22 protein-coding genes are annotated in these 24,627 nt (G+C 70.2%); 9 read left to right on the forward strand and 13 right to left on the reverse strand.

The genetic code is table 11. From position 1 onward, the window contains the following. Nucleotides 1–5 precede the first annotated feature (5 nt). Both K8556_RS29875 and K8556_RS29880 read right to left on the reverse strand, forming a co-directional pair. Nucleotides 6–1,136 carry a class I SAM-dependent methyltransferase gene (locus K8556_RS29875; protein ID WP_223743510.1) on the reverse strand — a complete coding sequence of 377 codons (1,131 nt, stop codon included), beginning with the start codon at nucleotides 1,134–1,136 and terminating at the stop codon, nucleotides 6–8. A gap of 31 nt (nucleotides 1,137–1,167) precedes the next feature. Further along, entirely contained in the window at nucleotides 1,168–1,662 is a 495-nt protein-coding gene (locus K8556_RS29880) for an endonuclease V (RefSeq protein ID WP_255652485.1), read from the reverse strand. A 196-nt stretch (nucleotides 1,663–1,858) separates the two neighbouring features. On the opposite strand from K8556_RS29880, the gene K8556_RS29885 reads away from it, so the two are divergent. Next, nucleotides 1,859–3,430, forward strand: coding sequence for a PKD domain-containing protein (locus K8556_RS29885; protein WP_223743512.1), 1,572 nt, complete (start codon nucleotides 1,859–1,861; stop codon nucleotides 3,428–3,430). A gap of 56 nt (nucleotides 3,431–3,486) precedes the next feature. After that, nucleotides 3,487–4,920: a glycoside hydrolase family 43 protein gene (locus tag K8556_RS29890; protein WP_223743513.1), complete on the forward strand. Its 1,434-nt coding sequence runs from the start codon at nucleotides 3,487–3,489 to the stop codon at nucleotides 4,918–4,920. 13 nt (nucleotides 4,921–4,933) lie between these two features. Here the strand turns inward: K8556_RS29890 and K8556_RS29895 are convergent, their stop codons facing one another. Beyond that, nucleotides 4,934–5,188 (reverse strand): hypothetical protein, encoded by a 255-nt coding sequence (locus K8556_RS29895; RefSeq protein ID WP_223743514.1) that lies wholly within the window; start codon nucleotides 5,186–5,188, stop codon nucleotides 4,934–4,936. A 29-nt stretch (nucleotides 5,189–5,217) separates the two neighbouring features. On the opposite strand from K8556_RS29895, the gene K8556_RS29900 reads away from it, so the two are divergent. After that, nucleotides 5,218–5,679 (forward strand): NAD(P)H-binding protein, encoded by a 462-nt coding sequence (locus K8556_RS29900; RefSeq protein WP_223743515.1) that lies wholly within the window; start codon nucleotides 5,218–5,220, stop codon nucleotides 5,677–5,679. Nucleotides 5,680–5,839: 160 nt separating this feature from the next. Here the strand turns inward: K8556_RS29900 and K8556_RS29905 are convergent, their stop codons facing one another. The 4 genes from K8556_RS29905 to K8556_RS29920 all read right to left on the reverse strand — a co-directional run bounded on the left by K8556_RS29905 (nucleotide 5,840) and on the right by K8556_RS29920 (nucleotide 8,731). Beyond that, nucleotides 5,840–6,550, reverse strand: a complete 711-nt coding sequence (locus K8556_RS29905; protein ID WP_223743516.1) for an iron-containing redox enzyme family protein — start codon at nucleotides 6,548–6,550, stop codon at nucleotides 5,840–5,842. A gap of 54 nt (nucleotides 6,551–6,604) precedes the next feature. Further along, nucleotides 6,605–7,417 carry a GNAT family N-acyltransferase gene (locus K8556_RS29910; protein ID WP_223743517.1) on the reverse strand — a complete coding sequence of 271 codons (813 nt, stop codon included), beginning with the start codon at nucleotides 7,415–7,417 and terminating at the stop codon, nucleotides 6,605–6,607. Between the two features lie 81 nt (nucleotides 7,418–7,498). Beyond that, the gene (locus K8556_RS29915) at nucleotides 7,499–8,053 is read right to left on the reverse strand and encodes a hypothetical protein (RefSeq protein ID WP_223743518.1); all 555 of its coding nucleotides are present in this window, start codon (nucleotides 8,051–8,053) and stop codon (nucleotides 7,499–7,501) included. A gap of 273 nt (nucleotides 8,054–8,326) precedes the next feature. After that, the gene (locus K8556_RS29920; RefSeq protein WP_223743519.1) at nucleotides 8,327–8,731 is read right to left on the reverse strand and encodes a RidA family protein; all 405 of its coding nucleotides are present in this window, start codon (nucleotides 8,729–8,731) and stop codon (nucleotides 8,327–8,329) included. A 105-nt stretch (nucleotides 8,732–8,836) separates the two neighbouring features. Here K8556_RS29920 and K8556_RS29925 point away from each other — a divergent pair, with 105 nt between their 5' ends. Continuing rightward, on the forward strand, nucleotides 8,837–9,742 hold the full coding sequence (locus K8556_RS29925) for a LysR family transcriptional regulator (protein ID WP_223743520.1): 906 nt from the start codon (nucleotides 8,837–8,839) through the stop codon (nucleotides 9,740–9,742). 11 nt (nucleotides 9,743–9,753) lie between these two features. On the opposite strand, the gene K8556_RS29930 is transcribed toward K8556_RS29925, so the two are convergent. Further along, nucleotides 9,754–14,580 carry an alpha/beta fold hydrolase gene (locus K8556_RS29930; RefSeq protein ID WP_223743521.1) on the reverse strand — a complete coding sequence of 1,609 codons (4,827 nt, stop codon included), beginning with the start codon at nucleotides 14,578–14,580 and terminating at the stop codon, nucleotides 9,754–9,756. A gap of 293 nt (nucleotides 14,581–14,873) precedes the next feature. Between K8556_RS29930 and K8556_RS29935 the strand changes: the two genes are divergently transcribed. Continuing rightward, complete coding sequence (locus K8556_RS29935) at nucleotides 14,874–15,743, forward strand: hypothetical protein (RefSeq protein WP_223743522.1); 870 nt, start codon at nucleotides 14,874–14,876, stop codon at nucleotides 15,741–15,743. A 41-nt stretch (nucleotides 15,744–15,784) separates the two neighbouring features. After that, nucleotides 15,785–16,675 (forward strand): hypothetical protein, encoded by an 891-nt coding sequence (locus K8556_RS29940; protein ID WP_223743523.1) that lies wholly within the window; start codon nucleotides 15,785–15,787, stop codon nucleotides 16,673–16,675. Between the two features lie 15 nt (nucleotides 16,676–16,690). Here K8556_RS29940 and K8556_RS29945 read toward each other — a convergent pair whose 3' ends face one another. Further along, nucleotides 16,691–17,428, reverse strand: a complete 738-nt coding sequence (locus K8556_RS29945) for a helix-turn-helix domain-containing protein (RefSeq protein WP_223743524.1) — start codon at nucleotides 17,426–17,428, stop codon at nucleotides 16,691–16,693. 118 nt (nucleotides 17,429–17,546) lie between these two features. On the opposite strand from K8556_RS29945, the gene K8556_RS29950 reads away from it, so the two are divergent. After that, nucleotides 17,547–18,482 (forward strand): DMT family transporter, encoded by a 936-nt coding sequence (locus tag K8556_RS29950; protein ID WP_223743525.1) that lies wholly within the window; start codon nucleotides 17,547–17,549, stop codon nucleotides 18,480–18,482. 106 nt (nucleotides 18,483–18,588) lie between these two features. After that, nucleotides 18,589–19,092 carry a hypothetical protein gene (locus K8556_RS29955; protein ID WP_223743526.1) on the forward strand — a complete coding sequence of 168 codons (504 nt, stop codon included), beginning with the start codon at nucleotides 18,589–18,591 and terminating at the stop codon, nucleotides 19,090–19,092. 24 nt (nucleotides 19,093–19,116) lie between these two features. Here K8556_RS29955 and K8556_RS29960 read toward each other — a convergent pair whose 3' ends face one another. Both K8556_RS29960 and K8556_RS29965 read right to left on the reverse strand, forming a co-directional pair. Beyond that, on the reverse strand, nucleotides 19,117–19,617 hold the full coding sequence (locus K8556_RS29960) for a hypothetical protein (RefSeq protein WP_223743527.1): 501 nt from the start codon (nucleotides 19,615–19,617) through the stop codon (nucleotides 19,117–19,119). A gap of 13 nt (nucleotides 19,618–19,630) precedes the next feature. Beyond that, nucleotides 19,631–20,512, reverse strand: a complete 882-nt coding sequence (locus tag K8556_RS29965; RefSeq protein WP_223743528.1) for a hypothetical protein — start codon at nucleotides 20,510–20,512, stop codon at nucleotides 19,631–19,633. A gap of 165 nt (nucleotides 20,513–20,677) precedes the next feature. On the opposite strand from K8556_RS29965, the gene rph reads away from it, so the two are divergent. After that, complete coding sequence (rph, locus tag K8556_RS29970; RefSeq protein ID WP_223743529.1) at nucleotides 20,678–23,272, forward strand: rifamycin-inactivating phosphotransferase; 2,595 nt, start codon at nucleotides 20,678–20,680, stop codon at nucleotides 23,270–23,272. 54 nt (nucleotides 23,273–23,326) lie between these two features. Here rph and K8556_RS29975 read toward each other — a convergent pair whose 3' ends face one another. Together K8556_RS29975 and K8556_RS29980 are read right to left on the reverse strand one after the other, a co-directional pair. Continuing rightward, a complete protein-coding gene (locus K8556_RS29975; protein ID WP_223743530.1) occupies nucleotides 23,327–23,662 on the reverse strand; it encodes a hypothetical protein in 336 nt (111 codons plus the stop codon). Further along, on the reverse strand, nucleotides 23,659–24,498 hold the full coding sequence (locus K8556_RS29980) for a DUF2092 domain-containing protein (RefSeq protein ID WP_223743531.1): 840 nt from the start codon (nucleotides 24,496–24,498) through the stop codon (nucleotides 23,659–23,661). The genes K8556_RS29975 and K8556_RS29980 overlap by 4 nt, the downstream gene beginning before the upstream one ends. Between the last annotated feature and the right edge of the window lie 129 nt (nucleotides 24,499–24,627).

A 24,627-nucleotide genomic window follows, 5' to 3' on the forward strand; every position in this document is an offset into this window, starting at 1 on the left:
CCTGGCTACCTGGCGGTGGGCACCAGGCCGTAGAGGGTGGTGACCTCCCGGGAGCGCGCGGCGTGCAGGGGGTCCGCCTTGTCCTTCGCCTTGGAGTGCCGCGCCGGGGTGGACCTTCGCCACGCCACCGTCAGGCCGCAGCGCTCGAACTGCTCCTCCAGCCACCCGGGCGGGCGCAGGCCCAGCAGCACCGCCAGGTCCGAGAGGATCAGCAACCCCTCTCCGCCCGGGTTCAGCGCGGCGGGGAGCCCTTCGAGGAAGCGGCGCAGGAACTGGCTGTCCTCGTCGAACACCGCGCGGTCCACCCGGTTCTTCGGCGGCTCGGGGATCCACGGCGGGTTGCAGACGACAAGGTCCGCTCGTCCCTCCGGGAACAGGTCCGCCTCCGCCACCTGGAAGCGCTGGGAGAGGCCCAGCCGCTCCGCGTTCTCCCGTGCGCACGCCACCGCGCGGGAGTCGCAGTCCGTGGCCTGCGCGAACGCCGCGCCGCGCTGCAGGAGGAGGAAGGACAGCACGCCGGTGCCGGTGCCCACGTCGAACACGCGCTTGCCCTTCACGTCCGGCACGGCCGCCAGCAGCTCCACGTAGTCCGTGCGCGTGGGCAGGTAGACGCCGTAGTGCGGGTGGAGCAGCCCCTTCAGCCCCGGGACCTCCAGGCCCTTGCGCCGCCACTCCGCGGCCCCGAGCATTCCGAGCAACTGCTTGAGCGGCACGACGGTGAAGTCCTCCGTGGGCTCGCCCCAGACCTGCCGGCACGCCTCCGCGACGTCCGGCGCGCGCGCCAGCTCCAGGCGGTAGCCGCGGTCCAGCGCGACGACGATGCGAGACAGCGTCGCGTGCTCCTGCTGCCGCGCGCGGCGCTCGGCCCGGAACGCCTCCAGCGGTGAGCGGGCCTGCCAGGGCTGTTCGAGCCGCCGGCCCAGCGCGCCCAGCAGTTGCTTCGCGTTGTGGAAGTCGCCGGTGTAGCGCAGGAACTCGCCCCGGCGGACGCGCTTGAGCGCGGTGTCGGCGCGGAGGGTGTCGTCCACGGGCGACAGGCGCGTGGGCGCGGGCTCGTCACTCTCCGAGTGCCAGGTGAACGCGGCGCCGGGTGGAAGCTCGAAGGGCGAGGCGGTGGGGCGGCGGGGGCGGTCCATGGCGCTGGGCTAGCACGTCCTTGGCGCTCCGTCAGGGCTCACGGCACAGCCGGTCCACCTGCTTGAGCAGCGTCGGCATGCGCGAGGGGCCGTGCATCCGCCGGATGTGCTCCGCGGCGGTCGCGGTCTCCATGCCGATGGCCGTGACGAGCAGGGGACGCAGGCTCTGTCCCCGCACGATGGGCAGGGCCGGGCCGGTGGTGACATAGGGCGTCTTGGCCACGCCGATGACGGGCACCGCGCCGCAGAGCGCCTCGTACAGGTGGGCGCCCAGGCCGGGCACGCCCTGCCCGAGCCACACGTAGCCATCCACGACGATGGCCTCCAGCGGTTCCTTCACGTCCGCGAGCACCCGCAGCAGGTGCGGCAGCTCACGGCGGTAGAACTGGCCGGGCTCGTAGGGGGCCGCGATGGGGCCCCGGTCCACCAGGTGCCCGGCCTCCCGGGCGTCCGTCCACTGGCGGAAGAGGACGCACGCGGCCACGGTGACGTCAGGGCGGTAGTCCACGTCCACGCAGGCGAGCATCCGGTCCTCCTCGGGGGCCGCCCACGCTACCGCTGATCCACCGGACGCGGAGCCGCACTTCCGCGAACAGCCGCCCACGGCCTGGTTGGCTGTTGTCCCCGGCATATTCCAATTAGTCTGGACATGATTGACTCGCTGGTTTCCGTGCTCGCAATGTCTCTCTGTCGCCCACGCTGGCGACAGGGGGAGCACCACCATGCCGAAGTCGAAGCACCTCGCGTCCTGCCTTGCCCTCGCGCTGGCCACGGTCTCGCCAGTGGCCCTCGCGGATTCGGCCATCTACGGCGGCGGCCCGTTCTATTCGGGCGGCACCGCGGTGATGAACGACCTGCGCGGCTCGGGCTTCACCACCGTCATCCTCTGGAGCTTCCACATCGAGGACAACGGCGACCTCGTCTACAACGACATCCCGGTGGTCAGGAATGGCGCCTACATCGGTGACCCGGCCTGGCCCACGCGGCTGGCCACGCTCAAGACGGCGCCGACCTCGGTCAATCGCATCGAGGTGTCCATTGGCGCCTGGAGCGTCCCCGACTTCGAGCGCATGGCCCGGCTGGTCAACGGCACCGCCGCCGGCTGCGGCAGCACGCTCGTCTGCGGCACCGGGACCAACAGCATCCTGTACCGCAACTTCCAGGCGCTGAAGGCCGCCACCGGCGCGGACGCGGTCAACTTCGACGACGAGAGCGCCTACGACCTCGCTCCGACCACGCAGTTCGGACAGATGCTCATCAGCCAGGGCTTCAAGATCACCTTCGCGCCCTACACCCAGCAGACCTTCTGGCGGAGCCTCAAGGACAACCTCGGCGCCGCGGTCGACACCATCTACCTCCAGGTCTACGACGGCGGCGCCGGCAACAACCCCGCGAGCTGGAACACCGCGATGGGCATGACCGTCGATCCGGGTCTGTGGTCGCGCCACGGCACCAACTGCGCCAGCGGCGACAGCCCTGCCTCCGTGCAGAGCCGCATGAGCACCTGGAAGAGCAGCGCCGGCATCCACGGCGGCTTCATCTGGCTGTACGACGACATCCAGAAGTGCGTGGCGCAGGGCACGAGCGCGCAGTACGCGGCGGCCATCAACACGGCGGTCAGCGGCAACACCCCGCCCGTGGCCAACTTCAGCGTCACCGTGAGCGGACTCACCGCGACCTTCAGCGACGCCTCCAGCGACAGCGACGGCACCATCGCCTCGCGAAGCTGGAGCTTCGGCGACGGCGGCGGCTCGACCGCGACGAACCCCAGCCGTGTCTATGCCAGCGGCGGCAACTACCCCGTCAGCCTGACCGTGACGGACAACGGAGGCGCCAGCCACACCCGGACGCAGACGGTCTCGGTCGGCGCGGGCTACGCCAACCTGGCCCTCAACAAGCCGGCGACCGGCTCCACCGCCTGCAACAGCAGCGAGACGCCGGCCCGGGCGGTCAACGGGAGCGTCTCCGGCGGCACCACCGACAAGTTCTGCTCGCTGGTGTCCGGCGCCTGGCTGCAGGTGGACCTGGGCTCGGTGCAGACGGTCAGCAGCTTCACCGTCCAGCACGCCGGCGCGGGCGGCGAGGCGAGCACCTGGAACACCCGGGCCTTCACCCTCCAGACCTCCAGCAACGGCACGGCCTGGAGCACCCCGGTGACGGTGACCAGCAACACCGCCAACACCTCCACCCACGCCATCAGCCCCACGTCCGCGCGCTACATCAAGCTCAACGTGACCACCCCGTCCCAGAACGGCGACCCGGCGACGCGCATCTACGAGCTGGAGGTTCGCTAACTAGTAAAAGCTGATAAAATTGACTTCCAAGTCTTCGCGGGCCCGGAGGTCCATCGATGAAGAACCCCCTGTTGTCTTCCGCCGTCGTCCTCGCCGCGCTCGCGGCGGGGTGTGGTGAGGAGCGCCTCGACGGCGCCCTGATGGACGAGGTTCCCGTGGCCACGTCCAGCGGGGCGCTCGCGTGCTCGACGCGCATCACGTACGGGGACCGGTGGATCCACCCCGGGCACCCGGAGCAGTACGACATCGCGAGCGGCCTGGTGACCTGGGACGGCAGTTGCGTCAACGAAGGCACCAACTCCTACGCGGTGTTGTCGAACGGCTGGAAGCCGTACTTCACCGGGTCCAACGCCTGTGTGATGGCGCTCGACACGGACTGCTCCGGCGCCACCATCTGCGCGACGCGCGTCACCTACGCTTCGACGTGGCTGCACCCCTCGGGGCACCCGGCACAGTACGACGACGTGGGGGGCCGCGTGACGTGGGACCGGGGCTGCATCAACGCCTCGCCCAACTCGTACACGGTGCTGTCGAACGACTGGTCGCCGTACTTCAGCGGCACCAACGCGTGCGGCCTCTCGCTGCGCTACACGGGCTGTGGCGGGCTCTACCAGAACCCCGTGGTGCCCGTGGACTGCGCGGACCCGGGCGTCATCCATGACGGCACGCAGTACGTCGCGGCCTGCACGTCCGGGGGCGCGGCCAATGCGTTCCCGCTGCGCACGTCCAGGGACCTGGTCACCTGGACGGCGGCCGGCAACATCTTCCCCTCCACGCGCCGTCCGACGTGGGCCACGGGGGACTTCTGGGCGCCGGAGATCCACAAGGTGGGCGGCCGGTTCGTCGCGTACTTCACCGCGCGCCACCAGGACGGGAAGCTGTCCATCGGCGCCGCGACGGCCACCAGCGCGCTGGGGCCCTTCACGGACCTGGGCCACCCGCTGGTGCATGACGTGGGCATGGGGATGATCGACGCCACGTTCTTCCAGGACACCGCGGGCGTGCCCTACCTGGTGTGGAAGGCGGACGGGAACGCGGTGGGGCAGCCCACGCCCATCTACGGGCAGACGCTGTCGGCGGATGGGCTGTCGCTCACCGGCACGCGCCGCACGCTCATGAGCAACACGCTCTCCTGGGAGGGCGGCGTCGTCGAGGCGCCGTGGGTCGTCGCGCGGGGCGGCTACTACTACCTCTTCTACAGCGGCAACTCGTACGCCAACAGCACCTACGCCGTGGGCGTGGCCCGGGCCACGAGTCCGCTGGGGCCCTACACGAAGCTGGGCAACCCCATCCTCAAGACGGGCGGCGGCTGGGTGGGGCCCGGCCACAACTCGGTGGTCACCGGCCCCGGCGGGGACACGGTCATGGTCTACCACGCATGGAACAGCGCCCACACGGCCCGGGTGATGCTCGTGGACGCCATCACCTGGCCCAATGGCTGGCCCGCGGTCCCGGAAGCCCCGTCCTCCGGTTCGCGTCCGATGCCGTAGACGACGCGCGCGGTCACCCGGCGTCGGTGATGCGCGCCAGCAGCTCGCTCAACAGCGCGCTTTCGCCCGGGGTCAGGACGGTGAGCCGGTCCAGGGAGGCTCGCAGCGTGGTGGCCGCTGCACGGGCCTCCGTGTGCGCCGGCGACGCCGCCTCGGTGGTGATCGCGGCCAGGACCGTCTCTCGCGCGGCGTCGGACAGCTTGAGGTCGCGGTGCCGTTCGGGCTGGCGCAGGAGCGTGAGCACCGCGCCGTTGCACATCGACGACACGAGCCCGAGGAACGCCGCCGCGCAGGGAGGTGACCCCCTGGGCCCAGCACCGCGCCGCCATCGACGCCGCGCGGTCCGCCGGAGCGCGGCGCATCGTCTACACGAGCCACATGGGCGCGAGCCGTACGTCGGCCTTCCCTCCGATGCTCGACCACGCGGCGACGGAGCAGATGCTGAGCGAGTCCCGGCTCTCGTGGACCGCGCTGCGCAATGGCTTCTACGCCTCGAGCGCGGCGGTCCTGCTGGAGCGGGCCCTGCCATCGGGGGGCTTCGAGGCGCCCGCGGACGGGAAGGTCTCCTGGACCACGCACGCCGACCTGGCGGAGGCGGCGGCGGTGGTCCTGACAAACGAGGGGCGGTTCGACGGGCCGACGCCGCCGCTCACGGCGTCGCAGGCGCTCGACTTCGGTGAGCTGTGCGAGGTCGCGTCGGGCATCCTCGGACGCCCCCTCCGCCGTCGACCCCACGCTGCGGCGGTTGCTCGGGCGTGAGCCAACGGGCATGCGCGAGCTGCTCGCCGCGAAGCTGCGCGGCGCGGCCGGGTGAGGCTCGGGGCGCGGGGATGGACTTCAGCTCTCCGGGCCCAAGCAGCGCCACGCCCGGCGCCTGCTCCCGGCCGCGCGCCGAGAGCGTCGCTGAATCCGTGGGGCCCTATGCCGCGAGGGAACGGCTGGACGCGCCACCCTCACGGAAGATGCGCGGGTAGACGCTCCGGGCGACCCGGGCCGAGAAGAGGATGGCCTCCTGGTCCTCGGGGTCCGTCAGCCTCCCGAGGATCTTCACCATCTCCGCCACGTGGTCCCCGTCCAGCGCCCCATGGCTGCGCAGGAACGTCACCGCCTTGTGGATGTTGGGAATGGCGGACGCCGCCTGCATCCGCTCCGCCCATCGGCCCGCCCGCGTCTGCGACAGGTACTCCAGCACGTACGAGGTCCCCAGCACCGCCGTCGGTACGCCCGCGCGCGAGGTGAAGAAGTTCCACCCCGTATAGGCATCCACCGCCGGACTCTTCGCCGCCGCCTCCACCTGCTCCCGCGAGCACCCCAGGTTCTTCAGGTCCGACAGCAACCACTCGTCGTGCCCCCGCTCCTCCTCGCCCTTCTGGATCAACAGTTCCGCCAGCTCCGGATGGCGTCCCAGGTGCCTCAGCCGGTAGCCCGCCTCGCTGAGCAGCGCCGTGCTCCAGCGCGCGTAGTGGTACGTCTGGACGAGGTAGTGGATGTAGCCCTCCGCGTCGAGGGTGCCCTCGAGCATGCGCCGGGCGTCGGGCTGCGCGTCCACCGCCGCCACCAGCGCCCGCGCCTCCGCGTCCAGCGCCGCCAGCCAGGTGTCTCCCGCCTGCTGCTCCGTCTGTGTTTGCACGTGCGTCTCCTGTATGGGGGTTGAAGGTGAGGGAAGGGAGGCGCTCCTCCGGGCCTACGCGGCGGAGCGCAAGCGGTCCTCCAGCGCATGGAAGCGCGCCAGGGAGTCCGCCGGGATCTCATCGAGCGCCATGATGAGCGGCAGCGTGAACCACCGGAAATACGCGTCGTAGAGCGGCTCCGCGATGAAGCGCGCTCCCATCGTCCTGGCGAAGAGCGAGGGCGACCTGGGGACCCGCAGGCCCTCCAACTGCCCCAGCTTCGCCCGGGCCCGCTCCTCCAGGGTGTAGAAGGGCGTGCGGGACTGCGCCGCGGTCTCCCGAGGGTCAGGCACGTCCAACCGGAAGCACGGACTCCGCCATCCCCGGCTCGCCACCACGCGCCAGGACAGCAGTGCGTCCTCGGGCGCATCCGTCTCCAGGTTCGCGGACGCGATCCAGTGCGTCACCCCGCGCCGCCGGCTCTCGATGTACATGCCCGCCTGCAGCCACGTGACGGCCTCCGAGCGCCGCCACCTCGGCAGCACGCAGAAGCGCGAGGGCTCGGCGAGCACCATCCCCGGCCGGAGCAAGGCGGAGAGGTCCAGCCGCTGCTCCATTTCGAGCCCCACCGTCCCGCCCAGGTTCGCCGCCACCTCCGCGTTGGGCAGCGCCACCCGCATCGTCGCCACCGGCTCCGCGCCGACATACACGAGCACGTGGACGGTGGTGTCCAACGTGTCGACGCAGGTCACCTCCCGCCGTGTCAGCGCCGACTGCTCGGACAGCAGCCCCAGCTCTCCGCCAAAGACAGCCCAGCGGACGCGGGCGGCGTCGTCGAGCTCCCGTTGGGTGGTGGCGACACGCCAATGCCATTGCTCGCGCCTCATGGGTCGTCTCCCGGGAGAAAAGCCATCCACGGGCACCGCCCGAGGCCTCTTGCGAGGGCCCCGGGCGGCGTGAGGCTCACGTCACTGCATGATGGTGACGATCTGCGCCTGGCAGGTGTTGACGTCGATGAAGGAGTTGATGGTGTCGAGCGCACAGACGGCGCCGCCGTAGGTGCCGTAATAGACCGTCGCGGTGCAGGTCCCGGCGGAGTCCGCGATGTCCACGCGCCAGACGCACGTCTTCACGCCGGCCGGGTTCGCCGGGTCGACCGTCCAGTAGTACTGCTGGGAGAACGACGGGGCCGGCGCGGGGGCGCTGATCTGGAACCCGCCCAGGTTCGCGGTGGGCACGGGATAGGGCGAGAACACGCCGTTGAACGTGCCGTTCACGACCTGGAGGCCCAGGGAGATGGTGGCGCCGCTCTGGTTGGAGACGAAGAAGTTCTCCAGGGCCGCGCCAATGGACGCGCCGCCCTTCACCTGCGGAACTTCGAACGCGCCCTCGCGAACGCTGACGTACTCGCTGCGCTGCGACAGGAAGTCAGGGAACCCGAGGTCGGCCGGGCCGGCGAGGGCAACCGACGGCGCGAGGGACAACAGGGAGGCGGCCAGGAAACGCTTCACGTTCCTCGTCATGGACTACTCCTGAGTTGATTGTGTGGGGTTGGCCGAAGCCGCCGCATTCCTAACACTGGTCTGTATTTAACTGCAAATCAGAACGAGCAAAACGGGTGATTCCCGTGGGCGCGGAGGATTGCGATCTGGCCGTGTTGCACAGCGCGTTGGAGGCGCGGCTAGGGGGTTTCCACGGGTCTGCGCATACACGGCCGTCTGGGGTCGGCGCGCCCCCTCCGGGCGGGTAGGGTGGCGGGGAGTCCAAACACAGACGGGCAATGTGTCTGTTTAAGCTCAGCCCACGACGGCCGTGGCTTCGACCTCGACCAGGATGCCCGGCTCGTAGAGCACCGAGACCCCGATCAACGAGGCCGGCGCTGGGGTGATCTTCAACTCCCTGGCGACCTGCTCGATACCGGCGAGGAAGGCCGGCATCGATTCGAGCTTCCAATCGACCACGTAGATGGTCAGCCGGACCACGTCGTCGAACGTCGCCCCGGCGGCGGCGAGGGCGAGGGCGACGTTGCGGTAGGCCTGGGCCACCTGTCCGGCCAGGTCGCCGCGAGCCACCAACTGGCCCTCCGCGTCGTACGCCACCTGTCCCGCGATGTGCACCTGCCGGGTTCCGGTGGCGATGGCCACCTGCCGGTACACGTCGGGCTTCATGATTCCTTCGGGGTTGAGCAGGGTCACGGGCATGGATGATCTCCAGAGGGGAGGTGGGTGCCGGACCCGTATACCGGGGCCACTGGGGAACAGCGTTCCCCTCTCCCGCGACCCGGTCGCTACAATCGCGCGCCATCGATGAAGCGCGCCCACCTGGATGAGATCTTCGCCTTCATGTCCATCGTGGACGCGGGCAGCTTCGTGGGAGGCGGAGAGGCCCTCGGACTGACGCGCTCGGCGGCGGGCAAGGCCCTGGCCCGGTTGGAGTCCCGCCTGGGGGTGCGCCTGCTCAACCGCACGACACGTCACCTGAGCCTGACCGACGAGGGCCGTGTCTTTCATGAGCACTGCCAGCAGGTCCTCGCGGCGCTGGACGACGCGGAGGCCAGCGTCGGGCAGCGCACGGGGACGCCCCGAGGGGTGCTGCGGCTCACGCTGCCCGCCGCGTTCGGCAGGCTGCATGTCCTTCCCTTGCTGCGGGACTATCTGCGGACCTGGCCCGAGGTGCAGGCGGAGGTGAGCTTCTCCGACCGGGTCTCGGACATCATCGAGGAGGGCTACGACCTGGCGGTGCGCATCAATGCCTCCAGCAACGACACGCGCCTGGTTTCGAGGACCGTGGCCCGTTACCCGGTGTTCGTCTGCGCGGCGCCCGCCTACCTGGAGGCGCGCGGCGAGCCCCGCACGCCGGAGGACCTGGCGGCCCATGAGTGCCTGGTCTTCAGCAGCCGGACGCGACGCCAGCCCTGGCTGCTGCGCCAGAAGGGCGGCTCCGCGGTGAGGGTGGAAGGCCGAGGCCGGCTGCGGCTCGACAGCGGCGAGGCGATCCGCGACGCGGCCGTCGCGGGGCTGGGCATCGCCTATCTTCCCGGCTTCCTGGTCGACGAAGACCTGGCGAGCGGGCGGCTCAAGGCGCTGCTGCCGTCCTGTGAGACGGAGCAGGTCCCGATCCTCGCGCTCTACCCGAGCAAGCGCCACCTGCCGGCGAAGGTGCGGCGCTTCATCGACCTGATGGTCGAGCGGTGGAACACGCCGGCGCGCTGAAGGCCCTCTGGCTATCCCACCTCGTCCCTGATCATCCGCTCCGACGTCCTCTCCGCCCGGGGGGGCGTGGGTTGCTCGATGGCGGAGGTGTAGTCGAGCCCGCCCAGGTCCAGGTCCTGGAGGAAGCGGCGGATGAGGTCGGCCATCTCCTCTGGACGCTCCATGAGGACCAGGTGGTCGGCCTCGCGGACCGTGGTGAACAGGGCTCCGGGGATGGTCTCCGCCAGCCGCCGGACGTAGCCCGGCGGCGTGATGGGGTCGTACTCCCCGGTGAACACCAGGGCGGGGCGGTTCATGGGGCTGTGCCGGGGATCCCTCGCCGTGACCAGCAGCCGGTTCTGCACGTGGGTGTAGCGGCGCGCCTCTCGCGGGGTGACCTGGTGGAAGGCCTTCTCGACGAGCTGGCGGGTGGACTCGGCCTCCCGGACGTGGTGCGCCGGATCCTGGGCCATCGTCGCGGCCACCAGCTTCTGGATGAAGGACTCCAACTGGCCTTCGAGGATCACCTCCGCGTTGACGTCGAACCGGGCAATGGAGCCCTCGGGGAGCTCCGCCGAGGTGCCGACGACGACCAGGTGGTCGACGCGCTCCGGGTAGCGGTGCGCGAACTCATACGCGGTCGAGCCTCCATAGGAGATGCCGACGATGTGGAGCCTGGGGACCTCCAGGTGTTCGCGCAGGTGTTCGATGCAGTCCGCCAGGAAGTCGAAGCCCCGCTCCGGGGGCAGGTCGTCCGCCACGCCCGAGCCGGGGAGGTCGACCATGATCAACGAGCCCAGGGGGTGCAGCAGCCGCTCGAGCTTGGGCATCGCGTACATGTCCTGGAAGGCGCCGCTGGCGATGACGATGGGCGAGCCCGTCAACGGCCGCTCCGGACCCGCCACGACGCGGTAGGCGAAGCGCAGGCCGTCCTTCGTCAGGAAGCGGGTCTCCTGGGCCACGCCGCCCGCGAGCAGCTCCGCGAGCGCCTTCACTGTGCGGCAGCGCAGCATGTCCGCCCAGCGGACCTCGCGCTGGAAGAGTGCCTCCACGCCGCGATGCAGCCGCGCGAGCTGGATGGAGTTGCCACCGCGCTCGAAGAAGTCGTCCGTGTCTCCAACGTCCGGCTGTCCGAGCACGTCCGCGAACAGCTTGCGCAGCGGTCGCGTCGACACGGTGGTGTCCGAGTCGGGCCGCGCCGCGCCGGTGGCCTCCTCGACGGAGACGGGCACGCCGACACCCGAGGCATCCGTGACGCGGATGGGCGCGACCGCGGCCCGCGCCGCCTCCTTGAGCCGGCCGGGTCCCCGCGCGACCACGGCTCGTAGCGGCTCGGGCGTGCGCTCCACGCGGGAGCGCAGGAGGTGCCCGCCCGGGAGCACCCCCACGAGCCCGGAGGCCCGCGGCGCGGAGAGCGCGAAGGGGAGGGAGTCCAGGGCCTGCGCGGGCTCCATGAGGGCATAGCCGCGCGCCGTGGCCTGGCCTGTCACCTCCAGGTCCCGGGTGCGCTCGCCACGCCAGTAGCTCCAGCCGATGCTCCGGCAGACGGGGGCGCACGGCTCCCCCTGGACCTCCAGGTGGCACTGCTCGGCGAAGGCGTCCAGCACGGCGTTGCTGGCGGCGTAGGCCCCCTGGAACGCGCCCCCCAGGGTCGCGACGGCGGAGGAGAACAGGACGAGCTGCGCGCCCGGCCGCTGTCTCACCACCCGCCAGAGGTTGCACGCCCCCACGAGCTTGGGGCCCAGCGCGGTGGCCAGGGCCTGCGGCGGGGTCTCCAGGAGGGGCCGCTCCTCGTAGTGGCCCGCCAGGTGGAACACCCGGCTCACCGGCTGGGACGCAAGGAACTCCGCCTGCTCGATGGCGGCCAGGACGGCGTCGGCGTCGAGCACGTCGATGGCCTGGTAGTCCACCTTGCCGTGTTCACGCAGCACCGTCAGGACTCCCTGCTGCTCATCGGACAGCGCGGGCTCCTGCGTCCGGCCCAGGATGAGCATGCGGGAGGGCTTCTGGCGGAGGAGCCACTCCGAGACCTGCCGCCCCACGGTGCCCAGCCCTCCCGTGACGACGACGAGGCCTCCCTCCTCGCTCCTGGCGGCGTCGAGGACCGCGCCCTCGGGGAGGCTGGGGACCATTCTCGTGACGAACCGCTGCTCACCCCGCCAGGCCACCTCGGGTTCCACGGTGAGGGCGTCGACCTCCAACAGGATGCGCCGTGCGTTCGCCTCGGGTTGCTCGCGGGGCAGGTCCAGGTGGGTGACGCGCAGCCAGCGAAGCTCCTGGGGCGCACCCGCCAGCAGGCCGCGCGCCGCGGCGTGGGGCAGGTAGACCGGCTCAGCGTCGGTGACGCGCTGGCCCTGGAGGGTGATGACCTTCAGCAGGACCTGCCTGGGCGCGAGCGCGTCGAGCGCACCCAGCATCGGGACGATCCAGCCGCAGGCGCGCAGACAGGCGTCCTGGCGGGCCTTGGGCGTCGCGGGCACGTCGGGCGTGGCGGAGTCGGCCAGGTGGAGGACATGTCTGGGGGTGAAGCCCGCCGTCCTGAGTTCGTGGAGGAGGTCGCGGTGGTGGGCGGGGTTCTCCACGTCCATGCGGTAGCGGTGCGGGCCCTCGCGGGTGACGTCGGGCACCAGGGCCGGGATGACGGTGACGCAGGGCTGCCCACGGCGGGCCAGCTCGCGCCGCAGGGCCTCGGCGAGCCCGCGGCTGTCCGCGACGAGGAGCACGGGCTCGTTCGTGGCGGACGCGGTGGCGTCCAGGGGCGAGGCGCGCCAGACGCGGTGGAAGAACCAGGCGGGCAGGGTGTCGTGCTCGGCCTCCGGCCTCCGGGCCGCGAGCTTCGAGGCGAAGCCGCGCGAGAGCTGGGTCCGCTGGATCTTCCCCAGGTCCGTCTTGGGGATGTCCGCGCGCTCCACGGGGATCAGGTGGTCGGGGTTGACGCCGTGGCCGCGAGCCACGGCGGCGCGGATGCGTTGCAGGGCCTCCTGCTCGTTCGTGCCCGGCAGCAGGTGGAAGAAGAGGGCGAGCTGATCCGTCACCGCGCCCTCCGCGCGAACCGCGCACGCCGCGGTGAAGGAGCGGTCGATGAAGGGGAGCGACTCGACGGTGGCCTCGATCTCGTGGCCGAAGTGGTTGGCGCCGTTGATGATGATGGTGTCGCGGGAGCGCCCGGTCAGCGTGAGGCGGCCGTCGAGCAGGAAGCCCTGGTCTCCGGTGCGGAACCACCCGTCGGAGGTGAAGGACTCCCGGTTGGCCGCGTCGTTGTCGACGTAGCCCCGGAGGACGGTGTCCCCCTGGATCTGCAGCGCGCCGATTTCACCCTCTGACACCACCGCGTCGCCGTCGTCGACGATGCGCAGCCGCACGCCGGGGATGGGCGGCCCGAGCGAGACGACCTCGTCCTCGTCGGACGTGGTGTCGAGCCGGAAGTCGCGGGCATAGGTGACGCCCGAGGAGGTCTCGGACATGCCCCACGCGGGCCAGAGCGCGTCCTGCCGCAGGCCGTGGGGCGCAAGGGTCTGGAGGAACTGGCGGGCGACCCTGGCGGAGATGGCCTCACCGCCGTTGATCAGGATCCGCACGCGGGAGAGATCCCATTTGCGCTCGCCGGTCAGCCGGGGCAGCTCTCCGACGATGAGCCCGAACGCGAAGTGTGGCGCCCAGCTCAGGCTCGCCCGGTAGCGCTCCATCCAGTCCAGCCAGCGCAGCGGCTCACCCAGGATGAGCTGCGTGGGCACGTGGACCTCCGCGCAGCGCGAGAGCAGGTTGCGCGTGTGCATCATCGCGATGCTGCCGCCGTGCTCCAGCGCCATCCAACTGAAGGACACGTCGTCAGGTCCCATCCGCTTCACGTAGGCGCTGCCCCGGGCCTCGGTGACGATGGCCCGGTGGGTCAACGGCACCGTCTTCGGCGTCCCCGTGCTGCCCGAGGTGAACAGCAGCAGCGCGACGGAGTCCGGGTCCGCGTCCCGGTACGGCTCGACCGGGAGCTGGCGCGTGAGCTCCTCGATGGGGGCGGCCTTCAGCGCGTGGCCGGCGTCCCGGGCGAAGGAGCGGAGGGAGTCCAGGCGCGACAACTGGGTGATGACGAGCGGCCGGTGCAGCGCGGTCCAGGCCGCGACGAGCTTGCTGACGCCGGGGATGCCGTCCGCGTATTCAGCGGGGACCGTCAAGGGCGCGGGGATCACGCCCGCGAGCAGCGCCCCCCAGAGCGCGGTGATGAAGTCGAACGTCCCCGCGAGCTGGAGCAGCACCGTCTGGCCAGGACGCAGCCCCGCGGCGCGCAGGCCTCCCGCGACCCGCTGGGCCCGTTCGAGCAGCTCCCGGTAGGTGTCCGGCATGTCCACGCCGTCACCTTCGACGTGGATCATCCGTTGCCCTGGAGCCTGTTCCACCGCGGAGAGGAGCACGTCCACCAACGTCTTCTCCGGACCTGTCAGCGCGGGCCCTCCGTCGGAGAAGGCCCGCCGGGCGGCAAGGCCAGGCTTCCTCGTGGACGTCGCGCGGCCCGAGGCCACTGGCGGAGCCCGTGGGGGACGCCGCAGCCGGAGGACCCCGGGCGGAAATGCCCGGTCCTCGACGGACACCTGCCACGTGTCGGGTCCGAGGAGGCCATCGACGACCTTCTGCCAGGTGTCCACCACCGGCTCATCGAGCACACCCAGCCCGGAGCTCCGCAGGGCGGACTCCTTGTCCAGGGGAGGGATGGCCGGGATGAGGAACACGTGCAGCGGCCCCACCTTGTGGGGGCAATGGGTGCGGATGTGCTGGACGATCATCGGCTCGGTCAGGTGGCCCCGCGTGGCCACGTAGACCTCAAAGGCATCCGTCCCGCGCGCCGCGTCAGCCGGTGCCGGAAGCACGACACAATCCGCGACCCACCACAGTTCCAGGACGGCAGCGCGGATGGCAGCCCGCACGTCGTGAGGCCGCATCGGGGGTGTCGGCATGAAGTCTCCCTGAGAGCAGGGGAGAATGGATAAACGCGGAATGCCAGGACAGCCATTGGACCCGGCGTACAAGACCCCGCGCCGGAGTTTGTGTGCGGATTCGCGCAGTCCTCCGGAGCTTTTTCGCGAAGGGGGGTGAGGGAAATTCCCGCCGGATTTCGTTGATGGGCCATCACCGACACCCCAGACGGGGAGAAGGACGGACCATGAGACTCCGGATGCAGTCACACCCGTGGACGGCCGCGGCGCTCGCGATGCTCCTGCCCGCGGCGGCGCTGGCGAACGAAACCCATGTCTACGGCATCGCCAACTTCGGCGGCGCGGGGCAGTGCGATGCCAAATCGCACTCCGTGCATACGAAGACGGCGGCGGAGTTCGCCAGCTACTTCAACTCGCTCGTGAGCGCCGGATACTGGTCGGACGTCCGGACGATCAACAACTCGGGGGCGCGCGCGGACAGTTGGACCGACGCCTCGAAGGCGCCCGCGGCCGACGCGAAGGACACCCAGGCCAACGTCGGCGTGGACGACGCGGACGTCCTCTTCGTGCACACCCACGGCGGCCACAGCGAGGCGAACCTGCGCAGTTGGCTGGTGATGGGGACCAACGTGGATGCGTGCTCCGCCGTCACGGACACCCACATGAACCTGGGCAACGGCAAGCTGAACATCGCCGTCGTGAAGGCCTGTCAGTCCGGCGACTTCCAGGTCTGGAAGCAGGGCGGGTACCGGCAGCAGTTCACGACGCCCTCCAGCGGCTTCAGCATGTGGAATGCCTTTCACGGTGACTCGTCGTGCGGCAACTTCGTGAAGCGCTATGTGCGGCGCTACGTGGCGAACTCACGGGTCGACGGCGTGGGCGAGAACTGGATCGACGAGGCCTACGACTGGCAGGTCGGCAAGAACAACGACGACTGCCCGGTGTCCATCGTCTTCGGACAGAGCAAGGCGCAGCGCGTGGCGATGTTCGAGGCCGGCGGCTGGAACGATCGCAAGAACACCGGCAGCAAGAGCGCCTCCAGCTACTTCTACGTGGGGGGCTGCGACCCCGACAACGGGCAGAAGCTGCCCGAGTGACCGCCGCCGAGATCGACCTCCCACCGAAAGAACGAACCGCCATGAAAAGCCATCTGCTCATCCGATTCCTGACCGTCCTGCCGCTCGCCGCCGCCGCTGGCTGTGACAGCGGTGCCTTCATGGATCCCGCCGCCGTCACCACCCGGTCCGCCCGGGCGACCGTCGGCTTCATCTTCGACTCCACGGAGATCGCCACGCCTCCCACCGGAGGCCTTCCCACGACGCTGCTTCCCAGCACCGCGTTTGGCGACGCCATGTTGCAGCGCGGCCTGGTGGGGACGACGGAGCCCTTCACCCAGACGGACGCGCTGGGCTCCCGCGCGGGCCTGGAGTCCCCGTCCTGGAAGCTGGAGCGCGACCCGTCCGAGGGCCAGGTGCTGGTGCTGAACAAGGTCGCCAGCGGCCCGGAGACGCCGCAGGACCCCGCGCTCCTGCAGCGCAACGCCCTGGCCCGCCTCCAGCGCTGGGGCATCCCCACGGCGGAGCTGGGGCAGGTGCGGCAGGTGAAGTCGTTCACCCAGAGCGAGGACAACGGGGTCCTCGGAGCGCCGGAGCTGCACCGCCACAAGACCTTCGTGATGCGCGCCATCAATGGCATTCGCGTGGAGGGCCACCGCGCGGTGGTCTCCCACGGACCGGATGGCGGCTTCCAGCGCGCGCTCATCAGTTGGCCGGCCCTGGCCCGGTCGGGCCACCTGCTCCGGACGCGCCTGACGACGGCGCAGATCGAGGAGCGGGCGCGCGAGGCGCTCGTGGCCGAGGGTGAGACCGCCGGGCCCGTGCACCTCTCCTGGAAGTACGTGCCCACCCAGCTCAGCACGGGCGAATGGGCGCTGACGCTCCAGGTGTCCGCCGTGATGCCCTCGGTCACCGGCACGACGAGCACCGAGGAGCCCCGCGTCATCGACGTGGACGTGAGCGCGGTGCCCTGAGCGCGAGGAGGCCCGTCACGACGCCACGAAGCCGTGGCCGCGGACCTTGTCCGGCGTGGTGCCCGTCATCCGCCGGAACATCGCGATGAAGGCGGAGGCGCTGCTGTAGCCCAGGTCGAGCGCGATGGCCTCCACCGCGTGTCCCTGCTCCAGCATCGCCAGCGCCTTCACCACGCGCAGCCGCTGGCGCCATTCGCTGAACGACAGGCCCAGGCGCTGCTGGCAGCGCCGCTCCAGCGTGCGCTCGGTGGTGTGCAGCTCCCTGGCCCATTCCGCCAGGGAGCGCTCATCCTCCGGGTGTTGCTCCAGCGCCGTGAGGACCGGCCGCAGGAGCGGATCATCGGACATGGGCAGGTAGCTCCCATGGGAGGGCGCCAGCGCCAACTGGTCGATGAGCACCCGGAACAACCTGCGCTCGGCGCTGGTGCGTGGCTGCGCCAGTTCGTGGGCGCGCAGGTGTTCCATCAGGGACTTCATCAGCGGGCTGACCGCCATGGCGCACGCCGTCCTGGGCAGCCCCCGGCACCACGCGGGGTCCAGGTAGAGCGAGCAGTGGGTCGCCTCGAAGCGGTTCATGCCCCGGTGCTCCAGGTCGGGCGGCAGCCAGATGCCGTACTGCGGGGGCGCGAGGTAGTGGCTGCCCGCCAGCTTGAGCTCCATCACCCCGCTGAAGGCGTAGACGAACTCACCCCAGGGATGGCGGTGACGCGGATAGGCCGCCGCCGCGGGCAGGCTCGCCGAGCGGAAATACACGGGGTGTGGAAGCTTTGAGGTGAAGGGAACTGGCAGTTGCTTCGCCATGGCGGCTTCTCGGGATGGGTTGTCGGAATCTCGCTATATCCATCCGCCCCGTCAGCCGCAGGATGAAGTCATGAGCTCTCACCGGAAACCCGCGGATGGCTTCGCGTTCGCGACCATGGTCGTGCTGTGCGCCATCTGGGGCATGCAGCAGGTGGCCGTGAAGCTGGCCGCTCCGCACGTCCCGAACCTGATGCAGATGGCGCTGCGCTCGGGGGTGGCCGCGCTGCTCGTGAGTCTGTTGTGCTGGCTGCGGGGGGAGCGGGGGCTGCTGCGCCGTGGGCCGTGGCGCCCCGGCCTGCTCGTGGGCGTGCTCTTCTCCCTGGAGTTCCTCTTCGTGGGGGAGGGGCTGCGGCACACGCACGCCTCGCACATGGGCGTCTTCCTCTACACCGCGCCCGTGTTCTCGGCGCTGGGCCTGCACTGGCTCGTGCCCTCCGAGCGGCTGAAGCGGACGCAGTGGCTGGGGATCGCCGTGGCCTTCGCGGGCATCGCGCTGGCCTTTGGGGGCGGCTGGCTGAGAGGCGGCCTCGGCCCGGGCGTGCTCCGGGGGGATGCGATGGGGCTGCTCGCGGGCCTGGCCTGGGGGGCCACCACGGTGGTGATTCGCGTCTCGTCGCTGTCCGACGCACCGCCCACGCAGACGCTGCTGTATCAACTGGTGGGCGGCGTCGCGCTGCTGCTCCCCGTGGCCCTGCTCACGGGGCAGGCGGGTCCCATCACGATGGCCCCCGTGGCCTGGGCGAGCCTGCTCTTCCAGGGCGTCATCGTCTGCTTCGCCAGCTACCTCGCGTGGTTCTGGCTGCTGCGCCGCTACCTCGCCTCCAACCTGTCGGTGTTCTCGTTCATGACGCCGCTGTTCGGCGTCAGCGCGGGCATCCTCGTGCTGAATGAACACGCGGACCTCTCCTTCGCCGTGGGCGCGGTGCTGGTGCTCACCGGCATCCTCATCGTGAGCGGCGCGGGCCTGCTGCGCTCCGCGTCCGCGCTGAAGCCGGGCGCGACTTAAGGGAGGGCGTGCCAGCCGGTGCACACCGTGCAGCCCGCTGCACACGGCGCCGGCGGGTTCTCGGAGGAGGCAGTCCAGGGCATGGCGGTTGCTAACCCTTCGCGGCATGTCCAGCCGACTCCTGCTCCTGCTCTGTGTCCTGACCGCGCCGTTGGCCCGCGCTGAACTGCCCTCGCTGCCCCGGGACGAAACCTGGCTCATGGTGGGCCCCCTGTTCAGCAGCTCGGCGCGGGGGACGGGGGTGGGCCTGGAGGCGTCCCTCAACATCGCGAACGACATCCATGCCCTGGGGGTGTTTGGCCAGGCGCAGCGGATGGAGGATGCGCACACCCGGCTGAGCGCGGGCATCCAGGGCAACTTCACGTTGCTGGGGCTGGAGCTGGGCCTGATGCACGAAACAGAGACCCGGGCGCACGTGGCCACGACGGGGCTCCATGTCGCGCCCTACTTCTCGTTCATCTACGGCTCGGTGGGCCTGCGTCTGGGCATCCCGCTCTTCGCGACGGAGGACCACCGGCCCCGGTATGGCGTGGAAGGGGCGGTCGTCCTCAGCTTGAAGCTCCCCGTGTTGCTGGGAGGGAGCACCGTCGGTCGTTTCCCCCATCTGTGAGACGGATGGGGCCGGCGCCTCGCGCTACTCCAGCTCCGAGTAGGCCTCTTCCAGGCTCTCCAGGCTCTCTGCCACGTCCTTGGCGGGACATCGGGGGAGGTGGTCCACCAACTTGATGACCAGCGCGTCCACCACCTCGAGGCTCACCTCTCCCAGCTCGGTCTCACCCACTTCAACGAACTCCGCAGGCTCCCAGTCCAGGTAGAGACGAACCCGTTCGCTGCCGACCTTCTCCAGCACGAGCCGCGCGGCATCGTCTGGATGCTCATAGACCCATTTCTTCTCGGAGGACTCGAGCCAGGGAAAGACACTCGACCATGCCAGCGCGAAGTCTACTCCTGGCACGATGAACAAGGCCTTGCTGAAGTCACCCGACTCCGCGGCCAGCACATCCCCAAATACCTTGGGTTGGGAATCCGTCCCGAAGAAAACGGCCGTGCGGAAGAGATGGTATCCCACCAGCAAGTCATCCGCTTCGGACGAGGTGCTCCGCTTGAGTTCCTCATCAGACAAGACGCACTTCATCCACATGGTGTCCTCACGGAGGAACAGGCAAGGCGTTCAGTCCCAGCGCCTTGACGTAACCGGAGACCTTCGGATTGCAGGCGCCCACCTTCTTCAGCGCGGCCTCGGCTGACTTCTTGTCCGCGTGGATGCTCGTCACGATGAAGATCCCTGGCGTCAGCCGCTTGTGCGGCGTGGTCGGGAGCACCAGGAAGCTGTTCGTGCAGGCTTGATCCAACTGCGCACTGTCGCGGGAAGCGATTGCCTCCTCGACCGTCTTGAAGCTTCCGATGATGGCCGCGTAGCGCTCGGGCCGGCGCTGGAGTTCCTTCACGACTTTGTGTCCGGCGGCATCCCAGCGGAAGGCGTCGAGCTTCCACTGGTCGGGCTCCGCGGAAAGAAAGACATACTCCCTGAAGAAGCCCTCGACCGGTGAGCCCGGCTTCAGCGGGTACGGGCCGACGTGGGAACTCTCCGGCCCCGCGAAGTTCTCATCCCCGTTCCAGGCCTCCGCCACCCCGCCGTCCTTGACCGCGTAGAGGCGGTGCCGGCGATGGACATGCTCGAACCCGCCCTCCTGGGTGACGAGGAGCCCCCATTCCCCGGCCGTCAGCCGGACCGGCTGGACGGAGGTCGTGACGTTCTGCTCCTCCTCGCCAGAGGTCCAGCTCGCGGGAGACGCGGCCTTCTGGAGCCCGTGTGCCATTCCTTCGGGCAGCTTCGCCTTACGTTTCCCTCCTGACCCTTCGCTCAGCTCGATTTCGAGCTGGCAGGTGTCGCCCGCCTTGCGGCAGCCCGTCGCGCGCAGGACATACATCGCCCCGGTCGTCTCGCTCGCCTTGAAGCGCTTGAGCTCGAGGCCCCCCTGCGCCGCGGGCTCGGCGCTGCCCGCCGGGACGCTCGTGCCCAGGAGCACGATGAATGCCGAGCCCAGCGCTGACCGATTTCCAAACCCCATCGCTCCTGCCTCCCTCATTCCGACCTCAGCGGCGTTCGGCAGAGGATTTCACGCCGCCGCTCGGGCCTCCAGGGGACTTCAAAGGAGTACAGTGCAGCCCTTTCGCGTAAGGGAGGGGAACGCATGCGCTGCTACGTCTTGGGTCTCCAGGAGATTGACCCGTCGCAGGTCGCGGTCGTTGGCTGCAAGGGCGCGCATCTGGGGGCACTCTCGAAGCTCGACGGCATCCGCGTGCCGGATGGCTTCTGTGTCACGACGGACGCCTTCCAGCGGGTCATGGCGGAAGCGCCGTCGGTCAACGACCAGCTCATCCAGCTATCGCGCCTGAAGCCAGACGACCGGGAGCCGCTCCGCGCGCTCAGCGCGGAGCTCCGCCGGACCCTCGAAGGGACCGCCATCCCTGACGAGCTGGCTTCGGCGATCACCCACGCGCACGCCCGGCTCGGCGAGCATGCCGCCTACGCCGTCCGTTCGAGCGCGACGGCGGAGGACCTGCCCACGGCCTCCTTCGCGGGCCAGCAGGACACGTACCTGAACGTCGTGGGGCCGGCGTCGATCCTCCAGCACGTCCGCCGGTGCTGGGCCTCGCTCTTCACCGAGCGGGCCGTGAGCTACCGCCTGCGCAACGGCTTCGACCACCGCAAGGTCCGCATGGCGGTGGTCGTGCAACAGATGGTCTTCCCGCAGGCGGCCGGCATCCTGTTCACGGCCGACCCCCTCACCTCCAACCGCAAGGTCGCCTCCGTGGAGGCCAGCTTCGGTCTCGGCGAGGCCCTGGTCTCCGGCCTGGTGAACGCGGACTCCTACAAGGTGCGGGACGGCGAGGTCATCGCCCGGACCATCGCCACCAAGCAGCGCGCCATCCACGCCTTGCCGGAAGGCGGCACGCGCGAACAGGCAATCGAGCCAGAGCGGCAGCGGCAGCCCGCGCTGACGGATGCCCAGGTCGTGCGGCTCGAACAACTGGGCCGGAGAATCGAAGCGCACTTCGGAGGTCCCCAGGACATCGAATGGTGCCTCGTCGACGACGCGTTCTGCTTCGTCCAGAGCCGCCCCATCACCACGCTGTTCCCCATCCCCCAGGCCGGCGACCGGGAGCACCACGTCTACGTCTCCGTCGGTCATCAGCAGATGATGACCGACGCCATGAAGCCCCTGGGGCTCTCCCTGTTCCAACTGACCGCCTTGCGGCCGATGTTCGAGGCAGGCGGGAGGCTGTTCATCGACATCAGCCAGGCCCTGGCTTCGCCCGCGGGCCGCACGGCGCTCCTGGAGGGCCTGGGGAAATCCGACCCGCTGATCCGGGACGCGCTTCAGACCCTCATCGGACGCAGCGACGTCACCCGGCCGCTCCCGGACGCGAGCCCTGGCGGGCCTCCCGCTGGCGGCCCACCCGCCCCCATTGAAACCGACCCCGCCATCGTCGACGAGCTGATTGGCCGCACGCAGGCCTCCATCGCCGCCTTGAAGCGCGACATCCAGACGAAGTCCGGGGCGGCGCTGATCGACTTCATCCTGGCGGACATCCAGGAGCTGAAGCGGCTCATGCTCGAGCCGCGAAGCCATCAGGCGATCATGGCCGGGGTGGAGGCCACCTGGTGGCTCAACGCGCAGCTCCAGTCGTGGCTGGGCGAGAAGAACGCCGCCGACACGCTCACGCAGTCCGTCCCCCACAACGTCACGTCGGAGATGGGGCTGGCGCTCCTGGAGGTCGCGGACGTGATCCGCCCGCATCCGGAGGTGGTGGCCTTCCTGCGGCACGTCGAGGACGAGGGCTTCCTGGAGGAAATGGCCACGCTCCCGGGAGGGCGCGAGGCGCGCGACGCCATCCGCGCCTATCTCGACAAGTACGGCATGCGCTGCGCCGGTGAGATCGACATCACGAAGCCGCGTTGGAGCGAGCGGCCCACCACGCTCGTGCCCATCCTCCTCGGCAACATCCAGAACTTCGAGCCGGGCGCCGGAGCGCGGCGCTTCGAGCAGGGGCGTCAGGAGGCCAGGAAGAAGGAGGAGGAGGTGCTGGAGCGCCTGCGGGCCTTGCCGGACGGAGAGGGGAAGGCCGCGGAGACGAAGCGGATGATCGACCGGGTCCGGACCTTCATGGGGTACCGGGAGTTTCCCAAGTACGGCATCGTCAGCCGTTACTTCGTCTACAAACAGGCCCTGCTGGAAGAAGCCGGGCGCCTGGTGAAGGCCCGCGTGCTTCGGGAGAAGGAAGACATCTTCTACCTCACGCTCCAGGAGCTCCACGACGTCGTGCGCACGAACCACGCGGATGACCTGCTCATCCGCCTGCGCAAGGAAGCGTTCAGGGCGCATCAAGCGCTCACGCCGCCCCGGGTGATCACGTCGGAGGGCGAGGTCATCAACGGCGAATACCGGCGCGACGATCTGCCGGCCGGCGCGCTGGTCGGGCTGGCGGTCTCCTCGGGGAGCGTCGAGGGGCGGGCCCGCGTCATCCTGGACATGGCGGAGGCCCGGCTCGAACCGGGCGACATCCTGGTCACCCGCTTCACGGATCCGAGCTGGACGCCCTTGTTCGTGTCCCTCAAGGGACTGGTGACGGAGGTCGGCGGCCAGATGACCCACGGCGCGGTGATCGCACGGGAGTATGGCTTGCCGGCGGTCGTGGGCGTGGAGCAGGCCACCCGGCGGATCCGCGACGGGCAGCGGATCCGCGTGCATGGGACGGACGGGTACGTGGAGCTCCTGTCCTAGCCACGACGGGCGCTCCGGCGGCGGGGGAGGGCGTCACCGCCGGAGCGCCAGGGACTACTCGACGACGTACACGAGCGTGTCCCCCTGGTAGTAGGGGCGGTAGCGGACGCCGCCGCACTGCTGGTAGGCGACGCCGCCCACCGTCGTGGCCGTGCAGCCCGCGGGGAGCGCCGTGACGGTGTGCGCGCCCGCCGGCACCGCCACCACGGTCGTGTTGTTTCCGTAGTAGGCGTCCTGACGTGCGGCCGTGCGCCGCGAGGTGCGCCGCGCCACCCGGCGCGACGTGCCGTCCTGGGCCAGGGCCACCTCCGGGAGCAGCTCTCCTGCGAAGAAGAGCCCCAGCAGCATCACCGCCGCCCGCTGGCGGGACTTGCGCGAACGCGTGGTCATTTCGAGCCTCCTTGCTGCGCTCCGCCCTGCGAGTCCGGCGCGAGGAACGACACGCGCACGGCATCGGGTGGGGGCGTGAACTGGAACTGGTCCGGGCTGAGCCGGGGCGACAGGTTCCAATCGGACAGGGTCACCGAGTACTGCGGCGCGCCCGGCAGGTCCCGGGACGTGATGACGTACTTGAGCGGCAGGGGTTGCGGGCCGTCCTCGACCCACAACTCCCAGTCCACGCCGTCCCGGTTGCGGAACGCCAGGTGGTGCGCGGGCACGCCGTTCACCATGGAGCGGCCCAGGTACTTCCCGGAGCGCACGTCCTCGGTGAGGGCGGTGTAGGGATTGCTGAAGAGCATGTCCCCGCCGGGGGCATCCAATCCGAGCCGCTGGGAAGCCATGTCCAGCGTGGCATCCAGGGTGGGGGGCGCGGGCGTCGTCGCATAGGCGTTGGCGTTCTCACCGTGAACGGTGAGCCGCTGGCCGTCGTAGAAGAGGTGGAGTTTGGCCAGGTCTCCGGCGCGGTCCACGCGGAGCCGGTCGGGCCGCTGGAGGCTCACGTCGCCCGCGCGCTGCAACTGGACCTTCTGCCCCGAGTCGAGCACCTCATCGATCGTCCCCTCGGTGCGGACGGAGAACTCACGCTGCGCGGCCAGGAAGTCGCTCATCTGGCGCAGGGTGCGTTGGGCCCGCGGGTCGATCTGGGTTTCGGACTCGGCGCGCTCGGCGGGGGCTTGCTCTGCCTGCTGCGCGCTCGCGAGCAGGGGTGTCGCTCCCAGGAGCAGGGCGAGCAGGGGCCCGCACCACCTCTTCCTCAACCTTGCGCTGCCGTCTGTGTCTGCCATGAACCCCTCCTGGGTCGCGTGAAGCGCCCTGGACGCGGGCTTCGCCTCACGTCATCGGACGTTTCCCCAGGACGTTGAGGGCGTTGCCACCGGGCACCAAGGCTCACCGGTTCGACCGCCGCGCTGGCT

The sequence above is a fragment of the Corallococcus sp. AS-1-12 genome, from assembly GCF_020036995.1.
In the GTDB taxonomy this organism is placed as follows: domain Bacteria; phylum Myxococcota; class Myxococcia; order Myxococcales; family Myxococcaceae; genus Corallococcus.